The organism is Mesorhizobium sp. RSR380A (genome assembly GCF_054719385.1).
Map to the genome: position 1 here is coordinate 4,472,530 of NZ_JBTTIB010000001.1, position 23,060 is coordinate 4,495,589.

The following is a 23,060-nucleotide window of genomic DNA, read 5'->3' on the forward strand; positions in this document are numbered from 1 at the left end:
TGAAGGGGAAGTAGAAACGTGGCGATTAAAAAGTTTATTGGTAAGTTGATCGCAACTCCGCTCAAGTATTGTGCTCGTGCCGTCTTTCACTACCCAAAGGTGGTTTCTGCGTTACTGCGTCGCTTTTCGGGGAAGAATAGCTTTATCACGGAGAGCGTTGAAGGCAGTCGTCGATTTGAGAATGGGAAATTTGCCATCTTTCTGATTTGGCAGCCAAATGGTCTGCCATGGTACGTCCGGAATGCTCTCGATGCGTTTGCGGAAGCAGAAATAAATGTCATTGTGGTTGCAAATCATGCCCTCAACGAATCGATGAAGGCAGCGCTTTCTTCGCAAAGTCGTTGGATACTCTCGCGAGATAATACGGGATTCGACATTGGCGGTTTCCAGGACGCAACACATTTCGTGCGCGAGAACTTTGAGATTGATCGTCTGATCTATCTCAACGACAGCATCTATCTTTTCAGGGAAGGTCTGACAGAGATGATGCAGCGGCTCTCAACCTCGAAAGCTGACATATGCGCCGCATTCGAGAATTGGGAGATATTCTATCATATCCAATCGTTCTGCTTTTCGATGTCGCGCCGCGTGCTGGACTCCCCCGCAACAATAAAGTTCTGGAAAAATTATCTGCCTGTTAATTCGAGAAAATGGGCTATAGATGCAGGTGAAATTGGGTTGTCAAGAGCAATTATACCGGGTTCAAATGAAATAGATTTGATTTATTCACCCAATGATATCAAACCACACCTAAAGGATCTTACGTCAAGCGAATTGGTTGCGATGAACACCAGTATTCCGGTCGCGCTTCGCTTCAAGAAGAAGGAAGTCAAAGGCTCTCGGCGAATTGAGATACAAGGTGAGATACTGAATCGAATATCGGGACGTTCCCAAATTCACACGGGCGGGTTTCTATATCGGAAGTTTCTGAGATGCCCGATTCTGAAACGAGATCTCGTATATCGCTTGCAGTATTCAATCTATGATGTTGAGGCTCGTCTCCAGGAGCTCGGTCATGAAGGCCACATTGATGAAATTCTGTCGGACATGAGGCGGAAGGGCATTGGAACTCAAATGGGGTTCTTGAAGAGGATCCAGTTCAGCGATGGAATCATATGACGAATCGCTCATGGAGTTTCTTATGTATTTTCAAAGGCTGGCTTGTGATCAATGGTAGCCCCCTTCAAGGGTAGAAGCTGAACACTCGCCTGTTTCAGAAGATATGCATGCTATGCATATCAGCCGGAGGCAGAGAAATGCGTGGCTTTGTTTGATCAATACATTTGATTGGCATCGGCCTCTTAGCATTGGGAGGAAAAATGGACAGGACAGAATTGCTGCTTTCACTATTCGATTCGAGGGGCTTTGGCCTTGAGGTCGGTCCAAGCTACAACCCGCTCTTACCAAAATCTGGTGGCTTCAACGTCGAAACGATCGACCATGCCGATGCTGCGACCCTGCGCAGGAAATATAGCGATAATGCATCAAAGATCGAAGAGGTCGACTACGTTTCGGACGGACGCAGCCTGCTTGAGGTCATTGGCAAAAAGGAACGGTACGATTTCATTTTCGCTTCGCATGTCATCGAGCACGTGACCGATATCGTTCGGTTTATCCAGGACTGTGAAACCCTTCTGAAACCCGATGGCCGGCTGGTTCTGGCCGTGCCGGACAAACGCTATTGCTTTGATGCATTGCGCCCTCTGTCCACTGTTGGACAGGCGCTGCAGGCGTACATAGAACAACGCAAACGGCACGCGCCCGGAATCATATTCGACCAAGCCGCGTACACTTGCACCAAGGCGAAACAGATCGTCTGGATCGAGCCGACCTTTGATGACGTCGATTTGGTGCAAGGCGGCGAAGAAGCCAGGACAATGTTCGAAAGCGCACAGGCCAGCGACAACTATCACGACGCGCACGGATGGCAGTTCACGCCGACGTCGTTCCGGTATCTGATCAAGAAACTTCGCTCACTCGGATACATCAAATCGGGCGAACTGGCCTTTCACAAGCATGAATCCCCCCGCCCAAGTATGCACGAATTCTACATAAGCCTCTCGAAGGCCGCTCCAGCGCTGCAGAAACCCGACATCGATCTGCTCAAGGAGACAGAGCGCGAGTTGCGTGAAAGTCGCATAAGCCGAGACGATAAGTGCGACTTCGACGCCGCAAAACAACTCGATGCTGCCAAGCAGCAGATTCAGTACCTCACAGCAAGGAACGATGCCCTGCTGCAGTCAACATCGTGGAAAGTAACTGCCCCGCTACGATATATTCGATCGGCGTTCCTGCACCTCAGCATGGGGTGAATATCGATGCGTTTCGGCCGCGCCGGCTTGTAGGGCTTCGCATCGGGCCCATCTGTTGCTCCGCCGGCCAGGCGTCGACTTCGTGGTTGCGCAACTCAGCGTGTTGTGCGAGGTGCCAACTACCACAAGGCAAGATGCAGTAATCTCAGGATCAACGGTATTGAATTGATGTCGACCGACGTTCGTACAGGTTCTATCAGCCGCTCAGTTCCCGTTTTCCTGGTTGCTTCCTTTGGGCCGATCGCGCTCTTCCTGGTTGCGCTCATCCTGACGGCGCAGGCGAGAGGGGTTCCTGACAATGACTATTGGGACATTTTCTCCCCGATGATCAGATCGCTGGACGGGCTCCCACCGGCATCGGACCTCTATGCAAAATCGAACGAGCATATCGTTGCTGGCGCAAAGCTCTTCTATCTCCTGAATTTCCATCTCTCCAGCGGGGACAATTTCGGCCTCTCAGCCATTACCGCCGTCTTCTCGCTTCTTATCGCTGTCGCTCTTTCGTATGCACTCTCACTCTCTACGAAATCCAAGTGCGAAGCATTTGTCATCGGGATAGCCGTATCGCTTTTCGTCTTCAGTCCACTCGCTGCACACAACTTCTTTCTTGGTATGAGCGGAGTAGCCTGGATTGGCGCGAATCTCTTCACGGTCCTGGCTGCATTGGCTTTTTGGCAATCAGCCGAGCACGATAATTCATATGGCTATGTCGTTGCGATAGCTTTGGCTGCCATTGCTGCGCAATTCTACAGCACTGGCCTCACTGCATTGTGCGCGATCGGCATCCAAGGATTTTGCTCAGACAAAACGAGGCGGCTTGGTATCGCGATTTTCGTGATAGGCGTAGCCTACGTGATTATGATCGCGGTGCTTCAGCACGTCCCCGCGCAACACGGTTCACGCAATTTCAATCCAGTACAGATTGTTCTGTTCTGCCTTACGTTCATCGGTGGTGGCATCGTAACTTCCGAATCCGCGGCAATTCCGCTTGGCGCAATCGCAATTGTGGCAGCCTTCCTGATTGCGGGATTTCGCATTCTGCGGCCTGACGAGAGCAGCTTTCGATCAGCCTTTTGGGTTGCGGTTATGGCGTATGCGGCCATGACGAGTGGGCTGGCGGCAATTGGTAGATCAAATTTGTGGGGAGACGCGGCAGCCCTGGCGAGCAGATATGCGACCATTCCAGAACTTTTCTGGGTAGGATTGTTTGGAGCAGGCCTTTGCCTCTTCCGGCATACTGCTTTTGGTCGTCGTTTCTCGATCGCGATATTTGCTACCGCAGCCGCAATAATTCTGGTGAATGGCACGCCGCGGCTGGCGGAGGCTCTTGCAAGGGCTGAAGGAAAAGACATCGCAACGTTGGCGTTGTCTCTCGGTGTCAGAGACCCCGACCTCATGCAGTACGTTACACCAGTGCCGGATCAGTACTATGCGCTTGAGGACTATTTGAAGAAGTTCAATCATGTCCCATTCGACGGAAGAGATTTTGGCTGTCCCTCGCTGGGAACGCAGATGGCTATCTCCAGCCAGCCGGACAATATTACGGGCTTTGTAGATGCCGTGTCCAAAACACAAGATCCGCAGTGGGCACGCGTCTCCGGTTGGGTCGCAGACAAGTCGGACAAACGGCCTCCATTACTAGGCAGCGATCTCCTTTCCACCTACCGCTGCGTTGCCTTCCTCGATGACAAGGGAACGGTTGTAGGGCTGGGACTTGGAGGAATGCACCGGCCGGACGTGGCAAAGGCCCTTGGACGGCCACGTGACGACTACGGCTGGAGTGGGTACATCGATCTCCAACTTCTGTCTGGCCCGCCCGCCCTTCGATCGATATATGCAGGTTTAGTCACGCCGTCCGGATGGACGAAATTGCAGACACCAATTGAAGTCGGACTTCAGTTTTGAAAAATACCTACGTAAGCGCTGTAAGATTCGCGAGAAAGATTGCTGATTGCTGTGGGCTACTTGCAAGCTTGGAGCGATCGAACATTCGCGGCTTACTCTGGATCAGAAGTCTATTTGGCATTTACGACAGCGCCGACCTAGTTCGACTTGACATGCCATGGTGGACGTTCTCCGCGATTGATGCCGTGGACATTTTCCTGGCCTCACGCAATCGCAGCGCCCGGGTCTATGAATTTGGTGCGGGCGCTAGTACCGTTTGGCTGGCGAAACGAAGCGCCTCAATTAATTCTGTCGAGCATGACGCTCCGTTCGCGCGAACCATGGACAGTATGTTTGGCGCCTATCCGAACATAGCCGTGCGGGTTGTGGAACCAACAGCCACTTCCACTTCCACCAAGGCCAGGTCCAATCGCAAGGGCTATACGGAAAGCTCGTTCGATCACTACGTGTCATCGATTGATCAAGTCGAAGGCACCTTCGATCTTATTGTGATCGATGGCCGAGCCAGGGTCTCTTGTCTGGCGAAGTCGGTCAGCCGTCTGTCGCCAGGTGGTATGATTCTGTTCGACAATAGCAACAGGCTCGAATATCGCGAGGCCATCAACTCCTGCGGCCTGCAGGAACGGGTGATGCGCGGATTGGCGCCGGCATTGCCATTCCCCAGCCAGACCTCCCTTCTGACATTGAGGGCCTGACGTGCAGACTGTATCGATAGTGGTGCCCGTAAAGGACGAGCAAGACACTGTTCGGGAGCTCATTGTCCAGATCGAGGCGGCCTTTGAGCAGATCGATGCGGCGGAAGCCTCGCTCAAAGAGATCATCTTTGTAGACGATGGGAGTCGGGACAATACCTGGAAGGAGATTCTGAGCGCCACTGAGGCCCATCCTCATGCAAAGGGTATCCGCCTTCGGCGGAACTTTGGCAAAGCAGCGGCGCTCCAGGCCGGCATTTCAAGTGCCCTGGGTAACGTCATCGTCACGATGGACGGAGACCTTCAAGACGACCCGAAGGAAATTTCACGTTTTCTGGACGAAATCCGCGCTGGTTCCGATGTCGTTTCGGGGTGGAAGCAGGTGCGCCATGATCCGCTCGGCAAGACGCTGCCGTCAAAGCTTTTCAATCGAGCGACAGCGAAAGTCTCCGGCGTCGACTTGCACGATTTCAATTGCGGTTTCAAAGCGTACCGCCGAGAGGTTTTCAATAACATTCGCCTCTACGGTGAGCTGCATCGCTTCATCCCAGCCCTAGCTCATGCGACCGGTTTCAAGGTCAGTGAGATCGTCGTCCAGCATCATCCTCGCCGCTTCGGAAAATCCAAATACGGAATTGGTCGCCTTCTGAAGGGCTTCTTGGATCTGCTGACGGTTGTGACCATCACTAAGTTCAATTCACGTCCCGGCCATCTTTTTGGTGGTCTCGGCATGGCCGTCTTCGCGATCGGGTTTATGATTTTCTTGTTTCTCTGCGCACGGTGGTTTGGCGGCGAAGCAATCGGCGGCCGCCCGTTGCTGCTTGTTTCGACGCTCCTGATGATCGTGGGAGTGCAATTCACTCTGTTCGGCATGGTGGCTGAGTTGATCGTTGCGACTCGCGGCGACGATCGCAACCCGAACATTATCGCTGAGGTCACGAATTCGGACGGCAGATCGGTTGTGAAGCCGTTCGACGCTCATGCAAAGCGCTAAGATCCTTCGTACTGGCGGTGTTGTCATTGCTGTGGCCGCAATGTTCTTTGTTGTGCGCTCCGTCTACGGGTACGCTGATCAGCTCTACGAAATGTTGCAGATACCCCAGTTCATCCCCGTTGTTTTGGCCGGTGCGATTTTTTATGCGCTCGTTCTACAGCTTGTTGGACTGGCCTGGTTCACCCTCTTGGCCTCAGTCGGAGAGAAGGCAATCGCTCCATTTCTTGCCCTGCGTATTTTCGCGCGTACCCAAGTCTATAAGTATCTGCCAACCAATGTGGTTCACCTTGTTGGCCGCTTTGTCGTGGCGTCTCGATTGGGTGCTTCAAAGGAAGCGTTGTCTTACGCACAGATGATGGAGATTGTTTTGATGGTCTTGGCTGCCGGAAGCGTGGCACTCCTTTTCTCATTCTCTTTTGTGCTTCAGGCAGGTGAGGATTACGGAATAAATCGTTATCTAGCCTCCGCAGCCTATCTTGTAGGTGGACTAGCAGCTTTTGTGCTGGCCCCTATTGTTGCTGGTCGATATTTCAAGCAGAGCCGCAGACACGTCACCTTTTCGATGGCGGCGCTAAGTATCGCCTCTTATGTTCTTTTTTTTCTTGCTAATGGTTTAATCGTCATCGTCCTTGTCCATGTACTGTACGGACCCACGATGGAGTGGAAGATGGTGATCGGCGTGTCAGCCGCTGGCTGGCTGCTTGGTTTTGTTGTGCCAGGGGCGCCAGGTGGATTGGGTGTTAGAGAGGCGGTCTTCATCGCAGGCCTTACGACGATCGGCATACCAGCGGCCACCTCCACTGCCGTTGCAATTGCACATCGGGTTGTCACTCTTTTGGGCGATGTTCTTCTGTCAGGTCTTGAGCTTGGGTATCGAAAATGGATGGCAGAACCAGAGTAGCTTCACACGTGGCTAACCGAATTTCATGGCATGGTGCGCTCGCGGGGCAGCGATTTTTGATGCGATGAAGCCTGTCGTCAAGAATTTATCTTGGTCGCGACAAAGCAGTTTTTCCAACTTGTGAGGTTTTGACCGACTTCGTCGTAAGCGATTCCACCCGGCCACTTTTGAGCGTCAGTTTTTTTGTGCACACGCTTTCGATCAGGCTCTCATTATGGCTTGCCAGAACGATGATGCCTGCCTTTTCCGCGAGTTCGTCCATACGCCTTTTGGCCTTGTCCTGAAAAGAGGCGTCGCCCGCTCCGATCCATTCATCCATCAGAAGGATTTCCGGGTCTAGCGACGTTGCCATTGAAAACGCAAGCCGCGCGGCCATGCCCTGGCTGTATGCCTTGAACGGCAGGTCAATGAAGTCGCCGAGTTCGCTGAAGGCAATGATATCCTCCATTTTTTCTTCGATCTCGGCTTCCGTCCAGCCGTTGATCAATCCGCGCAAGACGATGTTCCGGCGCCCAGTGGCCTCGCGGCGAAAGCCTATGTTGATGTTGAACAAGGCGTCGACCTTGCCTTCAATCTCTATGCTTCCTGCCGACGGCTCGTAGATACCGTAAAGCACCTTGAGAAGTGTTGTCTTGCCGGCACCGTTTGGGCCAACTAGGCCCAATCGGTCGCCCGCCTTGAGGTCGAAACTGACGCCGTCGAGAGCTTGCACATACTGCTTTCTGCCTGAGCCTTCAATTTTGCCGCCTGGCCCGCTCACACGCCGATCGGGCGCGGAAAGCGTCAGCCTCTCATGCAGTTTGTAGACCAAGCTAATATTGTGCAACTTTATGGAAACCATCGAAAACTCAGATGATGAAGACGACTTGCTTGCGATACCGGCCAAGCAGCAGCAATGCAATCGCCCATACAGTCAGAGAGATGGTGCCGGTTACAGCGAAAGCGTGCATTGGCAATTCGTCACTGATGATCGGAACTCGAACGATCTCTAGAAAATAGGTGAACGGGTTCCAGTGATAGGCATATTTTTGAATGCCGTCTTGCCCATCATACACCCAGAAAACGGGCGTAAAAAACATGCCAACCCGCATCATGTTGCCGACGATGAACTCACTGTCCGGGAAGAAAGCGCCGAGAAAAGCAAAGACCGTGATAACGGCTGGGGTGGCAATCAGGATCATGAGCAGTCCCGCGAGCGACCACAGCCAACCAGCATTGAGCCCGGACCCGCTCAGGAACAGAATGACAACGCAACCCACGATCGCATAGCCCGCGCGGATAATTGATTGCAGCGCCAATCGCATCACATACACAAACAACGGCAGCGTGGTACCTTCTATGAAGCTCTCTTCGCGTTTGAAGAGCGATACGCTCAAGCTGATGACCTCCATCAGGTAGAACCACACCAGAAGGCCGATGGCGACATAGGCAGCATAGCCCGCAGCATCGTTGCCGGCGGGCTGGAACACGAATACGAACGTGCCGACGAACGCTACGTAGTTGACCAGCAGCCAAAGCGGGCCGAGCGTCGTGCGCCTATGCTGATCGCCGATGTCTTCGTGAGCAAGCGCAATCCAGACCCGGTGCAGCTTCATGGCCTTGCTGATATCGTCGACAGCGCCGTTTAGTGCCGCAATCATCGTTCCTAGTGTCGCAGTCTTTTGTTGTTGTGATTCACGTCCCATGGCCGTTGGACCGGCCAAAGGCGCCCTTCATAGCCACTGCGGCACGCATTTGGCAACGCATTGCATCGCAATGAAGTCGCGATGGACCACGAATCGCTTGCGACAGGTCGACGCCCCTTACCTCGATATCGCAATCGGCGCACTGCGCGAATCGTAAGTTCATGCCTCTGATTATGAGCAGAGGCGCATCCTGGCACTTGGCTACAATCCCGGCAGAGGCTCAAGGCGCGCCGTTTACCCCAGCGGCTCGATATTTTGCCATACTTGGCGAAAACCTCGTTCGTTCAATTATTTTCAATCCCTTAACCAAAGGGTCCGCCAAAAAAATTAGTGGCGATCACTACAACTCCACGCTATGCGATACAAAGCGGCGGGGCTGGGGATTGGCACTCTAAACAGGTGATCGGTGACGGGTTTCCGTCGCTCTTGCACCACGTTAGTGTCCATGTCCTTGCGCCTGGAGTTCAGTACTACCCAATGACATCCTATGTAGAGGTCGTGTCCGGACTTCGGCCGAAGATGCGGCGCGCCATTATAATGATCCAGGATCTGGTCATGGTCCTGGTCGCGGTGGCGCTGAGTCTGGGGCTTTCTCAGTCGAGACTTTCATTCGACGCGCTCTCCACGGCCGGCCTGGCGTGCTGGGCAAGTATTGTTTTTCTCAGCCATATGCTGTTTCGCTATTGCGGCCTCTACAACACCGTGTGGCGTTTCGCCTCCACGCCGGACTTCTTCAACATCCTGAAGAGCTGCGCCATCCTGACCGTCACGCTCTATGTCGTCTCGCTGGCGGTTCGATCGTTTCAGCCGGTGACCGGCCTCAACGAGCGCCAGTTCATCGTCTTTTTCCTCGTCTCCTTCACCATCATATCGGCGCCTCGGCTCTATTACCGGTTCCTGCGCGACGGGGCGAGCTGGCGAATCCTGAGCCGCAACGCAAACAATGCGGCGATCAAACAAGCGCTGTTCGTCGGCAGGCTTGGCGAAGCAGACGTCATCATCCGCTTCACACGCACGGCCGAGCCGGCCGAATATTCCATCGCCGGCATCATGGCCATCGAGAACGGCGCGCCGTTGGGCACGCAGATCCAGGGCGTTCCGGTGGTAGCCGTGCGGCCCCGCCTGGTCGAGGTCCTCGAAGAATATGCAAGAGGCACCAAAAGCCTCGACATGCTGATTTTCGGCAATGGCACCGAACGCGAGATCGAGGAATATTCGGAACTGGTCCGTGTCGCCCGTCACAGCGGTATCGCCGTCGTCCAATTCTCCGGCGTTTCGGAGCTCGGCCAAGGCGGAAAGCTGGTACTCGACGCTGTCGAGATGGAAACCATCCTGCGCCGCTCCACAGTTGCTTCCGATATTGAGCGGATCGGCGGCTTTATCGGTGGCAAGCGCGTCCTGGTCACCGGCGGCGCCGGCTCAATCGGTCGCATCCTGGTCAAGCGGTCGCTGGAACTTGGCGCCGAGGCGGTTCTGGTCGCCGATATCTCGGAGTTCGGTATTTTCCAGCTCGACCAGCAGGTTGACGAAAAGGACCATGTCCGGCTCAAGAGCCGCATCGTCGATGTCACAGACCGGCGCCAGATCACCCGCGTCGTCAGCGATTTCAAGCCCGACATCATCTTCCATGCCGCCGCGCTCAAACATGTGCCGCTGCTCGAGGAAAATTGGGAATCGGCGATCCAGACCAACATTTTAGGCACCCTCGTCTGCGCCGAGGTTGCCGCCAAATGCGGGGTGCCGCAGTTCCTGCTGATTTCCAGCGACAAGGCGGTCGATCCGACCTCGGTGCTCGGCATGACGAAACGCGCCGCCGAGCAGATCGTCTCTTCGCTGCACGAAACGCATGCCACCGGGCCTAGCGGCCGTCGCTCCGGCACCAAGTTCATCGCCGTGCGGTTCGGCAATGTGTTCGGCTCCAATGGCTCGGTCGCCACCATCTTCCAGGCGCAGATCGAGGCCGGCGGTCCGGTCACCATCACCGATCGTCGCATGACCCGCTACTTCATGACGGTGGCCGAAGCCGTCGACCTCGTCATCATGTCGGCGGCCGACGCCGAGCGGCGCCAGGGCAAGGACGACTACGCCATCTACATGCTCGACATGGGCAAGCCGGTGCCGATCCTCGAAGTCGCCGAAACCATGATCCGCATGGCCGGCAAAAGCCCCTACACCGACATTCCGATCCGTTTCACCGGGATCAGGCCGGGCGAGAAGCTTCACGAGGTGCTGCATGGCGGCAATGAGGAGATTGTCGCGCTCGATATCCCCAAGATCTTCGGCCTCAGAACCGATGTCGTGGGGTGGCCCAGGGTCCAAGCGGCGCTGACGTCGCTGCAGGCGGCCATGCGCGACCAGGACAAGGCCGCCGCGCTCGCCGTCATGGCCGGGCTTCATCAGGCGGAAGAGCCTCAAGCCGACGCGCGCCGCGAAACCATTGCGAAAACAGTCGGGCAGCGGGTTAGAGCAATTCCCGGAAAAGTGTGAAGCGGTTTCCCGGGAAATCGCGTAGCGCTTTCCCTGAGGAATTGCGTAAAAACAAACATGCTGTCCTGATCGACCGGGATTGGCTATTGAAACCAATCCGATGGCCGTTCCCAGGCGCTTGCAGATGATTCTGAACCAGTGAGCAGACAAGATCAGCGCGTGGCCGTGCTGCTGGGCACGAAAGATGGCGCGGCTTTCCTTGACGAGCAGCTCGCGTCGCTGGCTGCGCAATCGCATCCTGTTGTCGACCTCTGGGTTTCCGACGACGGTTCGACAGACGGCACTTCGGCCATTATCGGCGCCTGGCAGAGCCGCTGGTCCAAGGGCCGGTTGACCCTGTCGAATGGTCCTCGCCAGGGCTTTGCCGCCAATTTCCGCGCGATGATCATCGATCCGCGCATCGAGGCCGACTACTACGCCTTCTGCGACCAGGATGACATCTGGGAGCCGGATAGGTTGGAGAGCGCTATTGCCTGGATGCAAGGGCACGATGCCGCAACGCCGCTGCTGTTTTGCTCCAGGACCGCGACCATGTCCGAAACCGGAGCGGCGCAAGGGTATTCGCCGCTGTTCCAGCATCCACCCGCATTTCGCAATGCGCTGGTGCAAAGCATTGCCGGCGGCAACACGATGATGATCAACCGCGCCGCGCGAAAGTTGCTGGCAAAGGCATCGGCAAGGACCGAGTTCGTCAGCCATGACTGGTGGACCTACCTGATCGTCACGGCTGCCGGCGGCATTGTCCGTTATGACCCGCGACCGCTGGTGCGCTACCGCCAGCATGAGGCAAATCTGGTCGGCGCCAACGTGTCCTGGAAGGCGAGGCTGTCGCGGCTGGGGCGCCTGTTCAGGGGCGAGTTCGCCGTCTGGACCGATCACAATCTGAGTGGCCTGGCGGTCAATCGCGACATCCTCTCGAGGGATGCCGCCGCGTGTCTCGGCCTGTTCATCAGGGCGCGAAAGGGCGGTATCCTGCGACGCCTGCGCCTTCTCAGGAAAAGCGGCGTCTACCGGCAGACGCTGGCTGGGACGCTTGGGCTCTATCTGGCGTTCATCTGGCGGCGGATCTAGAGCATGCAGACACGGCCATGAGGGAACCCAAGCGAGCTTTCGACCTGGCGGTGGCGGCGCTGCTGCTGCCACTGGCCTCGCCTTTCGTCCTGCTTGCCATGCTGGCAATCAGGACGACGTCGCTTGGACCGGCACTCTTCTCTCAAACCCGTGTCGGCCAGCACGGGGTGCCGTTTGCCTGCCACAAGCTGCGCACGATGGTTGTGGGAACGCCGTCTCTGCCCTCGCATCAGGCGCCGGCAATTTCCGTCACTGCCGTCGGCAAGGTGCTGCGGAAATTCAAGATCGACGAGCTGCCGCAGCTCTGGAACGTGCTCAAGGGCGAGATGAGCCTGGTTGGGCCGCGTCCATGCCTGCCCACGCAAACCGAATTGATCGAACGCCGCAGGCAATTGGGGGTGCTTGCCGCACTTCCGGGCATTACCGGGCTGGCACAGATGAAAGGCATCGACATGTCGGATCCGAAACTCTGCGCCGAAACGGATGCCGAATATCTCAGGGGAGCCTCGATCGGACTCGACGTCAAAATCCTGCTTGGCACAATCTACCGGACCTGACGGGCCTGTCGTGCAAGTTCCTCAATCCGGCCGAGCGTGTCGGTTTCCGGCATCCAGCCTTCCGAGATCAGCAGTGACGGGTCGCAAATCTGTGTCGCCATGGAAGCGTCGTACGCTGCTTTTCTGCCAAGCAGTGTGGCGAACAGCCTGAATGGCCAGGCCGGTACAGGAACGAGCCGGGTCGGAACGTCGTATCCGTGCCTGAATGCAGTCAAGATTTCGAACATCGCAACGGGGGAAGCATCGCCCAGGACATAGGTCGGGCGCGGTGGCGTGGGACGAGTCAAAAGATGCGCCACGGCGCCAGCCACCGCGTCGCGCGATATCAGCGAACGAACTGCGGTGAAAGCGCCTGAGGGCAATGGTAAGGCAATGGCGGCAGCCCGCATCATTCCACGCAGGTTTCCCTTCATGCCTTCGCCATAGACCGGCGGCAGGCGCAGCGCCGTGGCATCGGAGGGCCTAGACGCATAGGCTTCCAGTGTCTTGATCTCGCCTTCGCGTTTCGAGCGCCCGTAGGCGCATTGCGGGGCAGGGAGCGTCGCCTCGCTGATCGTTCCGCTGAAACCGGGACCGGCTACTGCCCGGATCGACGACAGATAGATGAAGCGCCCGCTTGTCCGCGAGGCGGCCGCGCGCGCCAGCTGCGCGGTCAGTGTCGCGTTGGCTGCCATGAAGTCGGCTTCGCTCGCCTTGCGGTCATTGTTGAGCGCCGCACAGTGGACGACATGGGTGATATCTCGCATCAGCGCCTGATATGCCTGAGCCGGTGCGTCGAAGTCCGGCAACAAAACCGCATCGCTCACGGGATCGAGCCGTTCCGGGTGGCGCGATGCCATGCGCACCCCGAACCCGGCTTCGCGCAGCTGGTTGACGACCTGCCTGCCGATGAAACCCGTCGCGCCTGTGACCAGCACTTTCACGGCCGGCTTGCCTGGGGGGCCGGGGCCGGTGCCTGTTGTTCCGGCAGCATTTGTTGCCGGCCCGATGCAAGATATGTCCCGGACACCAGGAACACCATCAGTGTGGCATCGAGGATGTCGTGGCCGACCAGGATGCCGGTCAGGCCGCCGATGAGGTAGGTGATCGCAGTGACGACAATCATCGTGGCGCCGAACCGCTCGATCGCGTCCGCGCTGGTGCGCAGCACGATGGCCGCGTTTCTCGCGGCAACGACGAACACAGCCGCGAGCGTTACGGCTCCAAGCAGGCCGGCCTCCACCAATGCAGTCAGGAAGCCATTGTGAAAATGGCTGAAGCCCGTGGACGGCATGTGGAACTGATTGTGGAATCCATCCTTTATCAGCTCACGGCTTGCAGCAATGCCGTGACCGAAAATCGGCATGTCGTGGAAGGCGCTCAGCCCAATCTGCCAAAGTGCTGCGCGCAAGCCGAGCGCGGTCGTGTGGTCGCCCTTCGTGGCGAGCGCATCCCAGTCGCTGAACAGGAAGGCCGCGCGCTCGGAAATGATGGGGAGACCAATGACTGCGATGACGATGCCGATCGCGCCCGCAATCAGCAAAAGCCGAATGGCGTTTCTGTTGTTGAGCTTGCGACGGTTGATCAGCAGGACCGCGATGCCGGCCACCAGCATCGCTAGCCAGATGATCCGCGACCCCGAATAGACAATGGCGACCGCACCGGCCAGTGTCGCGCAGGCCAGCAACGCCCTGTTCTTTTCGACACCCGATAAGGCGCCTGCCAGGCACATCATCATGCTGAGGCAGGCGACGGTCGCGAACACGATCGGATTGCCGGCGCCGCCTTCGGCCCGTATGCCCAGCCCGTGATATTGCACGACCGCCAGCAGCAGGGCGCCAAAACAGGCGGCGGCGCTCGCCAGCACGACGATGCGCGTCAGCGTGGTTTTCTCGGTAATGCTCCAGGTCGCGTATGAGACAGGGAAAAACAGGAAGGTGATCAGCCCTGCCAGATGCGGCGCATCCCTGGCGATCGAATTGTTGACGATGGAGGCGAGCACGCTGGCTGCGCAATAGGCATAGATGGCCACCGTCATCGCGGTCATCGGCCGGTCGATGTTGAAACGCCGTCTTTTCAGCGCAAGCAGAAGCACCGACCACAGGCCGCCGCCATTGAACAAAAAGCTGACCGCCGATCCCAGCACCGGCGGGAAAAAGAAGCACAAAATGGAGAAGGTGATGTTGATCCGTGACGGCGAAACGTGCTGCTTGATGGCGGAAATCGGGGTCAATGCTCTGGTTCACAATGCGCTGGGTCGCTTGGCGACGGACAATGTTTGGCGGCGGCATTTGCGGCATGCCGCCCGGCGCAGGTTCAGGAGCCGGTATAGCGGCTGGGTGCGGTTTTCGAAAGTGCAACGAGGTCGGGCCGGCGTTTCTTTCGGTCCAGGCAAGATTTTTCCCGGCCTTTGAATGCTATCGCTCCGTCGGGCAGGAATTTTCGGATTCTAGGCTTTTCATGGAAAATTCGTTGCCGATCGGGTGTGGCCGCCGGCCTTTCCAGCGTTGTTATATCAGGTGGCGATCTGCTAGAACGCCGGCACGAACCGATAGTGTCCAGCAGTGAAGCTTGAACCGGGCGGCTGAAAAGGACGCCCGATCCATCTGATGCAAGGTCTGGATTGCACGAGAGAACGCTCACAGTCCATGAACATCGCGCTTACGCACCTGCAGCGGCTCGAGGCCGAGTCCATCCACATCTTCCGTGAGGTTGCCGCCTCCTTCTCCAAGCCGGTGATGCTCTATTCCGTCGGCAAGGATTCCTCCGTGCTGATGCATCTGGCGATGAAGGCCTTCTATCCGGCCAAGCCGCCTTTCCCCTTCCTGCATGTCGACACCACCTGGAAGTTCCGCGAGATGATCGCCTTTCGCGACCAGATGGCGCAGAAGCTCGGCTTCGACCTGCTGGTCCACGTCAATGAAGACGGCGTGCGCGACGGTATCAACCCCTTTGACCATGGCTCGAACACCCACACCCATGTCATGAAGACGGTGGCGTTGCGCCAGGCGCTCGACAAATACGGCTGTGACGCTGCCTTCGGCGGGGCTCGGCGCGACGAGGAGAAGTCGCGCGCCAAGGAGCGCATCTTTTCCTTCCGCAACGCCCAGCATGTCTGGGACCCGAAGAACCAGCGGCCGGAGATGTGGAAGATCTTCAACACCCGCATCGCGCCGGGCGAATCGATCCGCGTGTTTCCGCTGTCGAACTGGACCGAGCTCGATATCTGGCAGTACATTCTGCAGGAAAACATCCCGATCGTGCCGCTCTATTTCGCCAAGGAGCGGCCGGTGGTCGAACGCGACGGCATGCTGATCATGAAGGATGACGATCGCATGCAATTGCGCCCCGGTGAGACGATGGAGAACCGTCTGGTGCGTTTCCGCACGCTCGGCTGTTATCCGCTGACCGGCGCCATCGAATCCGACGCCGACACGCTCGAAGCCATCGTCGGCGAGATGCTGACGGCGCGCACCTCCGAGCGCCAGGGCCGCCTCATCGACCGCGATGAAGCCGGCTCGATGGAAAAGAAGAAGCGCGAGGGATATTTCTGAGCATGCGCCATATCCTGGCCAAGAGCCTCGCTCCCACCGACGGCGTGCGCGAATACATGGCGGCGCAGGAGAAGAAGTCGCTGCTGCGCTTCCTCACCTGCGGCTCGGTCGACGACGGCAAGTCGACGCTGATCGGCCGTCTTCTGTCCGACACAAAGCAGATCTTCGAGGACCAGCTCGCCGCACTCGAGCGCGATTCCCGCAAGCACGGCACCACTGGCGACGACATCGACTTCGCGCTTCTGGTCGACGGCCTCGAGGCCGAGCGCGAGCAAGGCATCACCATCGACGTCGCCTACCGCTTCTTCGCCACGCCCAAGCGCAAGTTCATCGTCGCCGACACCCCCGGCCATGAACAGTACACCCGCAACATGGCGACCGGCGCATCGACTGCCGATCTCGCCATCGTGCTGATCGATGCGCGCCAGGGTGTGCTGCGCCAGACCCGGCGCCACTCGATCATCGCTTCGCTGCTCGGCATCCGCCATATCGTGCTTGCCGTCAACAAGATCGACCTCGTCGATTTCGACCAGGCGGTGTTCGACCGTATCGTCGAGGATTACGGGCAGTTCTCGCACGAGCTCGGCTTCCTGACGATCGTGCCGATCCCGATGTCGGCCCGCTATGGCGACAATGTCACCAGCCGCTCCGGCAAGACGGCGTGGTATTCCGGCCCGTCGCTGATCGAGCATCTCGAAACCATATCGGTCGACGAGGCCGCGGTCGAACTGCCGTTCCGGTTTCCGGTGCAGTATGTCAACCGGCCCAATCTCGACTTCCGCGGCTTTGCCGGCACCATCGCGTCCGGCTCCGTCGCGCAGGGCGACGAGGTGGTGGTCGCCAAATCCGGCAAGGCCTCGCGGGTCAAGCGCATCGTCGCGCAAGGCGGCGATCTTGCCCAGGCGGTGGCCGGCCAGGCCATCACCCTTGTGCTCGATGACGAGGTCGAGGTCTCCAGAGGCAACATGCTGGTGTCGCCGGCGGCACGGCCGCAGGTCGCCGACCAGTTCGCCGCCAACATCGTCTGGTTCGACGAGGCAGCGCTGCTGCCGGGACGCTCCTATATACTGCGCACCGAGACCGACCAGACCAGCGCCACCGTCACCGACCTGAAATACCGCGTCAACGTCAACGACTTCGCTCGCGAGGCGGCGAAGTCGCTCGAGATGAACGAAGTCGGCATCTGCAATATCTCGACCCGGGCGCCGATCGCCTTCGACACCTTCGCCGACAACCGCGATACCGGCGCCTTCATCCTGATCGACCGCATCACCAATGCCACGGTCGGCGCCGGCATGATCCTGCATTCCTTGCGCCGCGCCGAAAACATCCATTGGCAGTCGCTCGATGTCGGCAAGCGCGGCCGCTCCGACCTCAAGAGCCAGCGCCCCGCCGTATTCTGGTTCACCGGTCTTTCCGGCTCGGGCAAGTCGACCATCGCCAATCTGCTTGAGAAGAAGCTGTTCGCTTCGGGGCGTCACACCTACATTCTCGACGGCGACAATGTCCGCCACGGCCTCAACCGCGATCTCGGCTTCACCGACGCCGATCGGGTCGAAAACATCCGCCGTGTCGCCGAAGTGGCAAAGCTGATGGCCGATGCCGGGCTGATCGTCATCGTCTCCTTCATTTCCCCCTTCAGCGCCGAGCGGCGCATGGCCAGGGAGTTGATGGCCGACGGCGAGTTCGTCGAAGTGTTCGTCGATACGCCGTTCGAGGAATGCGCCCGACGCGACCCGAAAGGCCTTTACGCACGGGCGCTGAATGGCGAGATCAAGAACTTCACCGGCGTCGATTCCCCGTATGAAGCTCCCGAAAATCCCGAAATCCATCTCAAGACACTCGGCAAGACGGCCGAGGAGATGGTAGAGGCTCTGGAACACTGGCTGAATGAGCGCGACATTGCCGAAGACCAATATGACAGCGGCGGCGGCATCTGACGACGAAGTGATGCTCGACGTGTTCGAGCGCCTGGCGCTCGAAGCCGGACGCGAGGTGATGCGGGTCTTCAAGGCCGGCTGCGCGGTCGACAGCAAGTCGGACTCCTCGCCGGTCACGGAAGCCGACCGCGAGAGCGAGACGATCATCCTCGCCGGCCTGCGTGCGGCCTATCCCGATATTCCCTGCGTGGCCGAGGAAGAGGTCGCCGAAGGCATTGTGCCGCCCGATCTGGATGGCGCCTTCTTCCTGATCGATCCGCTCGATGGAACGAAGGAATTCGTCAACCGCCGGACCGATTTCACCGTCAACATCGCGCTTGTCCGGCACGGCGTGCCGGAGATCGGCGTCGTCTTCGCACCGTGCAGCGGGCGGTTCTTCTCTGGACGGCCGGGCTGGGCCGAAGCAATCGAGGTCGATGGCGACTTCCGTATCGTCGGCCGCCGGCGGATTTCGGTTAGGAGGGCGGTCACGCCGCTGGCGGTCGTTGCCAGCCGCTCGCACAACACCCCGGAGACCGAAGCCTTCATCAAGGATCTCGGCGCCGCCGAGATCGTCTCGGTCGGCTCATCGCTGAAATTCTGCCTGCTCGCCGCAGCCGAAGCCGACATCTATCCGCGCTTCGGCCGCACCATGGAATGGGACACGGCGGCCGGCGACGCCGTACTGCGCGCCGCCGGCGGCATGACGCGCACGCTGGACGGCGAGCCGCTCACCTATGGCAAGCGCAAACAGAGCGACGACGAGGATTTCGCCAACCCGCATTTTATTGCGAGCGGGAAGGCGGCGGACGCGGCGTAACTTACGCCGCCGCTACATGCGCCGAGTTCGAGCCAATGTAGTTGCGGATCGTCTCGATGATGCGGTCCTGGTCGGCTTCGCTGAGATAGGGATGCATCGGCAGGCACAGGATGCGCTTCGGCAGTTCCTCCGAAACCGCAAGCCCGGTCGGCGTGCGCGGATAGTCGCGATAGGCGACCTGCTCGTGCAGCGGCTTCACATAATAGATCACCGAAGGGATGCCCTTTTCGCCGAGATGCGCCCTCAACCCGTCGCGCTTCGGCGTCTCGATGGCGTATTGCGCCCAGGCCGAGCGGCCACCGCCCAGATTGCGTGACGCCTTGACGATGTCGCCGAGACCTTCGGCGTAGCGCTTGGCCACCACCTGGCGGGCGACCATCTCGTCTTCGAGGATGGCGAGTTTCTCGATCAGGATCGCCGCCTGGATGGTGTCGAGGCGTGAATTGATGCCGACGCGGACATTGTCATACTGCGTCCCGCCCTTACCGTGGAACGCAAACGAGCGCAGCTGGTCGGCCAGCGCGTCGTCATTGGTGAACATCGCGCCGCCATCGCCGTAGCAGCCCAGCGGCTTGGCCGGATAAAAGCTGGTCGAGCCGACATGGCCGAAGGCGCCGCACATTGTGCCGTCGGCCGAACCGCCGATCGACTGCGCCGCATCCTCGATCACCAGCAGCCCTTCGCGCCTGGCAATCGCCATGATCGCCTCGTAGTTGGCGGCAAGCCCAAACAAGTCGACGGGAATGATCGCCTTCGGCTTCAGCCGGCCTTCCTTCTTGATCATGGCGATCGCCGCCTCGAGGCTGGCGATGTCGATGTTGTAGGTCTCGGCCTCGACATCGACGAACACTGGTTCGGCCTTGGCAAGCGCCACCACTTCCGCCGTCGCGGCAAAGGTGAAGCTCGGCACGAACACCGCGTCGCCGGGGCCGATACCGGCGGCAAACAGCGGCAACAGCAGCGCGTCGGTGCCGTTGGCGCAGGCCACGACATGCTTGGTGCCGATATAGGCTGCGAGCTTGTTTTCGAATTCGGTGACTTGCGGTCCGAGGATATAGCGGCCTTCCTCGACGACATTGTCGATCGCGGCCTTCAGCCGGTCGCGGATACGTTCGCGCTGCGCGCCAAGATCGATGAACTGCATGTCGGCCTCAAAACGGTGTGGTGCGGGCTGCCCCGGGGACAATGACACGCACAGAAACAACAACTTAACCGGGCCGCTGGTACCAGAGTTGGGCCGGTCTAGAAAGCCGGACCGGCCGCGGGACGGGTTGTCTAGGTGTCGCAGCCTGTTACTTCAGGCTTTCCCTGCATTGCCGCAAGATGCCGGAAATCCGGGCTTCGCCGCCTATTAATCCGGCTGATCAGTCCGTCTTTCCGGCTCGCGGAAACATAAAGTGATCGGCTGCTTGCAGCGGCTGGCGGCGGACTAAGCGTGGATCAGGCGATTTCGTGCCGCCAGGGCGGGTTGGCGCCGGCCCGCGACACGGTCACCGCCGCCGCTTTGGCGCCGAGCGCCAGCGCCTGACGGATGGCGTCCTCCGAAAGGCCGCCGATCCCGGCCTTGGTGAGCAGGCCTTGCTCGTGCAGCGAGGCCAGAATGCCGGCATTGAAAGTGTCGCCGGCGCCGACCGTGTCGACCACCTCCACCTTATGCGGCATCACCGTGACCTTGTGTTCCCTGCTGTAGCCGACGGCACCTTCGCTGCCGTGGGTAACGACGATCAGCTTCGGGCCGCGATCCAGCCAGTTGCGGATGACGTCCTCATGCGAGCCGGCCTCGCCGAACCAGTGCAGATCCTCATCCGATAGCTTCACGATGTCGGCCATCGCCATCATCGAGCGGATGCGCCGGAGGTGCTTGGCTTTGTCGGGGATGAAGTTCGGCCGGATGTTGGGGTCGAGCATCATGACGCGGCGTTCGTGCTCGCGTTTCATGAATTCTTCGTAGGCAGCACCCGCCGGGTCCGAAATCAGGCTGATGGCGCCAAACAGCATGGCTTCGATCTCGGCGCCCAGTTTCGGCAGATCCTCTGTCGTCAGCATGCGCCCGGCGGTGTTTTCGTCGTAGAAAGTGTAGGTCGCCTGGCCGTTGGTGAGCCGCACGAAGGCGAGCGTGGTCGGGCGAGGGGAGGTGTGCGCATAGGTGGAGCTGACCTTGCTTGCGCCGAGCGCCTCGCGGAACTGGCCGCCGAACAGATCCGACGACAGGCCGGAAAAGAAGCCGGCGGGCGCGCCGAGGCGGCCAAGCGCGATCGCCGTGTTGAACACCGCGCCGCCGACATAGGGCGCAAAGGCCGGCTCGCCCTGTGTCGTGGTGCGCGGCAGCATGTCGATCAGGGCTTCGCCGCAGCAGAGGATCATGATTTCTTGTTCTCCGGCGGATAGATCACGCCCTTGCGGATGATGATGTTGGCGTAGAGCCGGGGTTCGCTGGTCCCGACGATCGCATATGCCGACCGGACGCGTGCATAGAAGTCGGCGCCCGCCAGCGCAACCACCTTGCGGCCCGGCGCGCGCCTGGTGCAGATCGTTTCGATTTCATGGTGGACCGGATCGGCGACCGAGGGATCGCCTTTTACCGAGGCACGAAACAGCGCTTCCGGCACGAAGTCGTCCACCGGCAGCACGCTCAAAATGGCGTCAAGCACCGGTATGAGGTGAAGACCGTCGGCGCGGATCAGCCGGTTTGCCTGTTCTTCCGCCGGATAGTTGCCGTCGACGAGCGCGATCTCGTCGCCATGGCCCATGGCGCGCAATGTCGCCAGAAGCTCCGGACCGAGCAGCGACGGAATACCGATCAGCATTCAGATGCTCCTGGAAATCGTGGTCGAACCGATGAGGAAGCGTTCGGACAGCGGCAGGCTGGCGCCGCCCAGCGCGCGGGCATGGATGCCGACGGTGCCTTCGCGCACCACCGGAAGCTTCAGCCCTTCGCCATCGATCGTACCGATCGCCTGCCTGATCGCATCGACGAGCCGGCGCCGGACAGCGAGCGGCATCCAGCCGTCGATCACCGCGGCCTCGAAATCGATCACCGAGGACGCCGATACGATGGCATAGGCCAGCGCCTGAGCGGCATTGGCGATCCAGTCGTCGAGCTCGTGACCGATCTCGCCCCAATCCTCAGGCGACGTCCACAGATGCGAAGCCTCGACGCCGCGTGCGTTAAGCGCCTTTTCCAGCATGGCGATCGAGGCGACGTCGATGAGCTGCGTCGGCTTGCCGTCCGGCCCCGGCACCGGCATCGAACCCAGCGCCCCGGCATTTCCGGTTGGCCCGCCGAACAGCCGGCCGTTGAGCACGATGCCGCCGCCGGCAAAGGCGCCGATATAGAAATAGACGAAGTCGCGCGCCCCGCCGGTCTGGCCGAACACCAGTTCGGCGCCGCAGGCGGAGGTGGCGTCATTCTGCAGATAGACCGGGAATTCGCACTGCGCCTGGATGTCGGCACGGATGTCGCGATGGCGCCATTCGTCCATGATGTCGCGCGGCGCGCCGGCGGTGTCGGCCCAGTTCCACAGTTCGAACGGCATGGCGATGCCGAGCCCGGCAATGCGCTTGTCCTGCGCAGGTGTCAGTTCGGCGCGCATCGTCTTCATGCCTTCGGTGACGAACTCAACCGTCTCGCGCGGCGCCGGATAGCGGTAGGAGTGCTGCAGCATGGAACGCACAGTTCCGAGGAAATCGATCAGCACCAGTTCGGCGCTGCGGCGGCCGATCTTGAGGCCGATGAAGAAGGCGCCTTCGGGGTTCAGCGCCATCGGGATGGAGGGCTGGCCGATCTTGCCGCGCAACGGCGCCTGGCGCAGCAGCAGGCTGTCTTCCTCCAGTTCGCGCATGATGACCGAGACGGTCTGCGCTGAAAGCCCGGTCATGCGCGCAATGTCTGATTTGGCCAAGCTGCCGTGCTGGCGAACCAACGACAGCACCAGCCGCTCATTGTGGTCGCGCATGCCGCTCTGGTTGGTGCCACGGTGGAGACGGCTGGCGGCCGCCTCGGGCGAACCGTGCCTCGCAATGCCGGTCTCCACCCTTGTTCCTTCCCTTGGTTTATTCTTACTGCTTTTGCGGCAGAATGAGTGAACCGCGCAAAGCTGTCAATAATAAATAAGAGTGATTTAATTATTGACAGGCGGCTCCCGCTGGTGTCATTTGAGGGCGCGTCCACACTGGGAGAACTT

The 23,060-nt window shown here is 59.1% G+C and carries 20 protein-coding genes; 12 read left to right on the forward strand and 8 right to left on the reverse strand.

Annotated features, from left to right (window positions below; all coding sequences use genetic code 11):
- Positions 1-18 precede the first annotated feature (18 nt).
- The 6 genes from ACYG9Z_RS21480 (at position 19) to ACYG9Z_RS21505 (ending at position 6,804) form a co-directional block, all read left to right on the forward strand.
- Positions 19-1,119, forward strand: a complete 1,101-nt coding sequence (locus ACYG9Z_RS21480) for a rhamnan synthesis F family protein (protein ID WP_023752788.1) — start codon at positions 19-21, stop codon at positions 1,117-1,119.
- A 200-nt stretch (positions 1,120-1,319) separates the two neighbouring features.
- Entirely contained in the window at positions 1,320-2,312 is a 993-nt protein-coding gene (locus tag ACYG9Z_RS21485) for a class I SAM-dependent methyltransferase (RefSeq protein ID WP_023752787.1), read from the forward strand.
- A 168-nt stretch (positions 2,313-2,480) separates the two neighbouring features.
- Positions 2,481-4,217: a hypothetical protein gene (locus ACYG9Z_RS21490; protein WP_023752786.1), complete on the forward strand. Its 1,737-nt coding sequence runs from the start codon at positions 2,481-2,483 to the stop codon at positions 4,215-4,217.
- Complete coding sequence (locus ACYG9Z_RS21495) at positions 4,214-4,912, forward strand: O-methyltransferase (protein ID WP_460222846.1); 699 nt, start codon at positions 4,214-4,216, stop codon at positions 4,910-4,912. The genes ACYG9Z_RS21490 and ACYG9Z_RS21495 overlap by 4 nt, the downstream gene beginning before the upstream one ends.
- 1 nt (position 4,913) lies before the next feature.
- Positions 4,914-5,903 carry a glycosyltransferase family 2 protein gene (locus ACYG9Z_RS21500; RefSeq protein ID WP_031244211.1) on the forward strand — a complete coding sequence of 330 codons (990 nt, stop codon included), beginning with the start codon at positions 4,914-4,916 and terminating at the stop codon, positions 5,901-5,903.
- Positions 5,890-6,804 carry a lysylphosphatidylglycerol synthase transmembrane domain-containing protein gene (locus ACYG9Z_RS21505; protein ID WP_023742698.1) on the forward strand — a complete coding sequence of 305 codons (915 nt, stop codon included), beginning with the start codon at positions 5,890-5,892 and terminating at the stop codon, positions 6,802-6,804. Before ACYG9Z_RS21500 ends, ACYG9Z_RS21505 begins: the two co-directional genes overlap by 14 nt.
- A gap of 85 nt (positions 6,805-6,889) precedes the next feature.
- On the opposite strand, the gene ACYG9Z_RS21510 is transcribed toward ACYG9Z_RS21505, so the two are convergent.
- Both ACYG9Z_RS21510 and ACYG9Z_RS21515 read right to left on the reverse strand, forming a co-directional pair.
- Positions 6,890-7,615, reverse strand: a complete 726-nt coding sequence (locus ACYG9Z_RS21510; RefSeq protein WP_245259961.1) for an ABC transporter ATP-binding protein — start codon at positions 7,613-7,615, stop codon at positions 6,890-6,892.
- A 37-nt stretch (positions 7,616-7,652) separates the two neighbouring features.
- Positions 7,653-8,507: an ABC transporter permease gene (locus ACYG9Z_RS21515; protein WP_245259960.1), complete on the reverse strand. Its 855-nt coding sequence runs from the start codon at positions 8,505-8,507 to the stop codon at positions 7,653-7,655.
- 459 nt (positions 8,508-8,966) lie between these two features.
- On the opposite strand from ACYG9Z_RS21515, the gene ACYG9Z_RS21520 reads away from it, so the two are divergent.
- The 3 genes from ACYG9Z_RS21520 (at position 8,967) to ACYG9Z_RS21530 (ending at position 12,604) form a co-directional block, all read left to right on the forward strand.
- Positions 8,967-10,976, forward strand: coding sequence for a UDP-N-acetylglucosamine 4,6-dehydratase (locus ACYG9Z_RS21520; RefSeq protein WP_031244209.1), 2,010 nt, complete (start codon positions 8,967-8,969; stop codon positions 10,974-10,976).
- A gap of 138 nt (positions 10,977-11,114) precedes the next feature.
- Entirely contained in the window at positions 11,115-12,047 is a 933-nt protein-coding gene (locus tag ACYG9Z_RS21525) for a glycosyltransferase family 2 protein (protein ID WP_023705481.1), read from the forward strand.
- Between the two features lie 17 nt (positions 12,048-12,064).
- Positions 12,065-12,604 (forward strand): sugar transferase, encoded by a 540-nt coding sequence (locus ACYG9Z_RS21530; protein WP_023752781.1) that lies wholly within the window; start codon positions 12,065-12,067, stop codon positions 12,602-12,604.
- Here ACYG9Z_RS21530 and ACYG9Z_RS21535 read toward each other — a convergent pair.
- The gene (locus tag ACYG9Z_RS21535) at positions 12,592-13,527 is read right to left on the reverse strand and encodes an NAD-dependent epimerase/dehydratase family protein (protein WP_023698142.1); all 936 of its coding nucleotides are present in this window, start codon (positions 13,525-13,527) and stop codon (positions 12,592-12,594) included. The two genes, ACYG9Z_RS21530 and ACYG9Z_RS21535, sit on opposite strands and share 13 nt — an antisense overlap.
- Positions 13,524-14,816, reverse strand: coding sequence for an O-antigen ligase family protein (locus tag ACYG9Z_RS21540; protein ID WP_031244208.1), 1,293 nt, complete (start codon positions 14,814-14,816; stop codon positions 13,524-13,526). Before ACYG9Z_RS21540 ends, ACYG9Z_RS21535 begins: the two co-directional genes overlap by 4 nt.
- Positions 14,817-15,231: 415 nt before the next feature.
- On the opposite strand from ACYG9Z_RS21540, the gene cysD reads away from it, so the two are divergent.
- The 3 genes from cysD to cysQ are packed head-to-tail and all read left to right on the forward strand — an operon-like array spanning position 15,232 to position 18,876.
- Positions 15,232-16,137: a sulfate adenylyltransferase subunit CysD gene (cysD, locus tag ACYG9Z_RS21545; RefSeq protein ID WP_023752779.1), complete on the forward strand. Its 906-nt coding sequence runs from the start codon at positions 15,232-15,234 to the stop codon at positions 16,135-16,137.
- Between the two features lie 2 nt (positions 16,138-16,139).
- Positions 16,140-18,077: a sulfate adenylyltransferase subunit CysN gene (gene cysN, locus ACYG9Z_RS21550; RefSeq protein WP_023752778.1), complete on the forward strand. Its 1,938-nt coding sequence runs from the start codon at positions 16,140-16,142 to the stop codon at positions 18,075-18,077.
- Between the two features lie 10 nt (positions 18,078-18,087).
- Entirely contained in the window at positions 18,088-18,876 is a 789-nt protein-coding gene (cysQ, locus tag ACYG9Z_RS21555; RefSeq protein ID WP_031196090.1) for a 3'(2'),5'-bisphosphate nucleotidase CysQ, read from the forward strand.
- A 1-nt stretch (position 18,877) separates the two neighbouring features.
- Here cysQ and ACYG9Z_RS21560 read toward each other — a convergent pair whose 3' ends face one another.
- The 4 genes from ACYG9Z_RS21560 to ACYG9Z_RS21575 form a co-directional block, all read right to left on the reverse strand.
- A complete protein-coding gene (locus tag ACYG9Z_RS21560; RefSeq protein WP_023684583.1) occupies positions 18,878-20,020 on the reverse strand; it encodes a DegT/DnrJ/EryC1/StrS family aminotransferase in 1,143 nt (380 codons plus the stop codon).
- Positions 20,021-20,316: 296 nt separating this feature from the next.
- Positions 20,317-21,240: a carbohydrate kinase family protein gene (locus tag ACYG9Z_RS21565; RefSeq protein ID WP_023684582.1), complete on the reverse strand. Its 924-nt coding sequence runs from the start codon at positions 21,238-21,240 to the stop codon at positions 20,317-20,319.
- On the reverse strand, positions 21,237-21,683 hold the full coding sequence (locus tag ACYG9Z_RS21570) for an RbsD/FucU family protein (RefSeq protein WP_023684581.1): 447 nt from the start codon (positions 21,681-21,683) through the stop codon (positions 21,237-21,239). Before ACYG9Z_RS21570 ends, ACYG9Z_RS21565 begins: the two co-directional genes overlap by 4 nt.
- On the reverse strand, positions 21,684-22,910 hold the full coding sequence (locus tag ACYG9Z_RS21575; protein ID WP_023702241.1) for an ROK family transcriptional regulator: 1,227 nt from the start codon (positions 22,908-22,910) through the stop codon (positions 21,684-21,686). It lies immediately after the preceding gene.
- Between the last annotated feature and the right edge of the window lie 150 nt (positions 22,911-23,060).

Coding starts and splice junctions, on each gene's coding strand:
- ACYG9Z_RS21485 (WP_023752787.1), top strand. CDS start 1,320: ATGGACAGGACAGAATTGCTGCTTTCACTATTCGATTCGAGGGGCTTT.
- ACYG9Z_RS21490 (WP_023752786.1), top strand. CDS start 2,481: ATGTCGACCGACGTTCGTACAGGTTCTATCAGCCGCTCAGTTCCCGTT.
- ACYG9Z_RS21505 (WP_023742698.1), top strand. CDS start 5,890: ATGCAAAGCGCTAAGATCCTTCGTACTGGCGGTGTTGTCATTGCTGTG.
- ACYG9Z_RS21520 (WP_031244209.1), top strand. CDS start 8,967: ATGACATCCTATGTAGAGGTCGTGTCCGGACTTCGGCCGAAGATGCGG.
- ACYG9Z_RS21530 (WP_023752781.1), top strand. CDS start 12,065: ATGAGGGAACCCAAGCGAGCTTTCGACCTGGCGGTGGCGGCGCTGCTG.
- cysD (WP_023752779.1), top strand. CDS start 15,232: ATGAACATCGCGCTTACGCACCTGCAGCGGCTCGAGGCCGAGTCCATC.
- cysN (WP_023752778.1), top strand. CDS start 16,140: ATGCGCCATATCCTGGCCAAGAGCCTCGCTCCCACCGACGGCGTGCGC.
- cysQ (WP_031196090.1), top strand. CDS start 18,088: ATGCTCGACGTGTTCGAGCGCCTGGCGCTCGAAGCCGGACGCGAGGTG.
- ACYG9Z_RS21560 (WP_023684583.1), bottom strand. CDS start 20,020: ATGCAGTTCATCGATCTTGGCGCGCAGCGCGAACGTATCCGCGACCGG.
- ACYG9Z_RS21565 (WP_023684582.1), bottom strand. CDS start 21,240: ATGATCCTCTGCTGCGGCGAAGCCCTGATCGACATGCTGCCGCGCACC.
- ACYG9Z_RS21570 (WP_023684581.1), bottom strand. CDS start 21,683: ATGCTGATCGGTATTCCGTCGCTGCTCGGTCCGGAGCTTCTGGCGACA.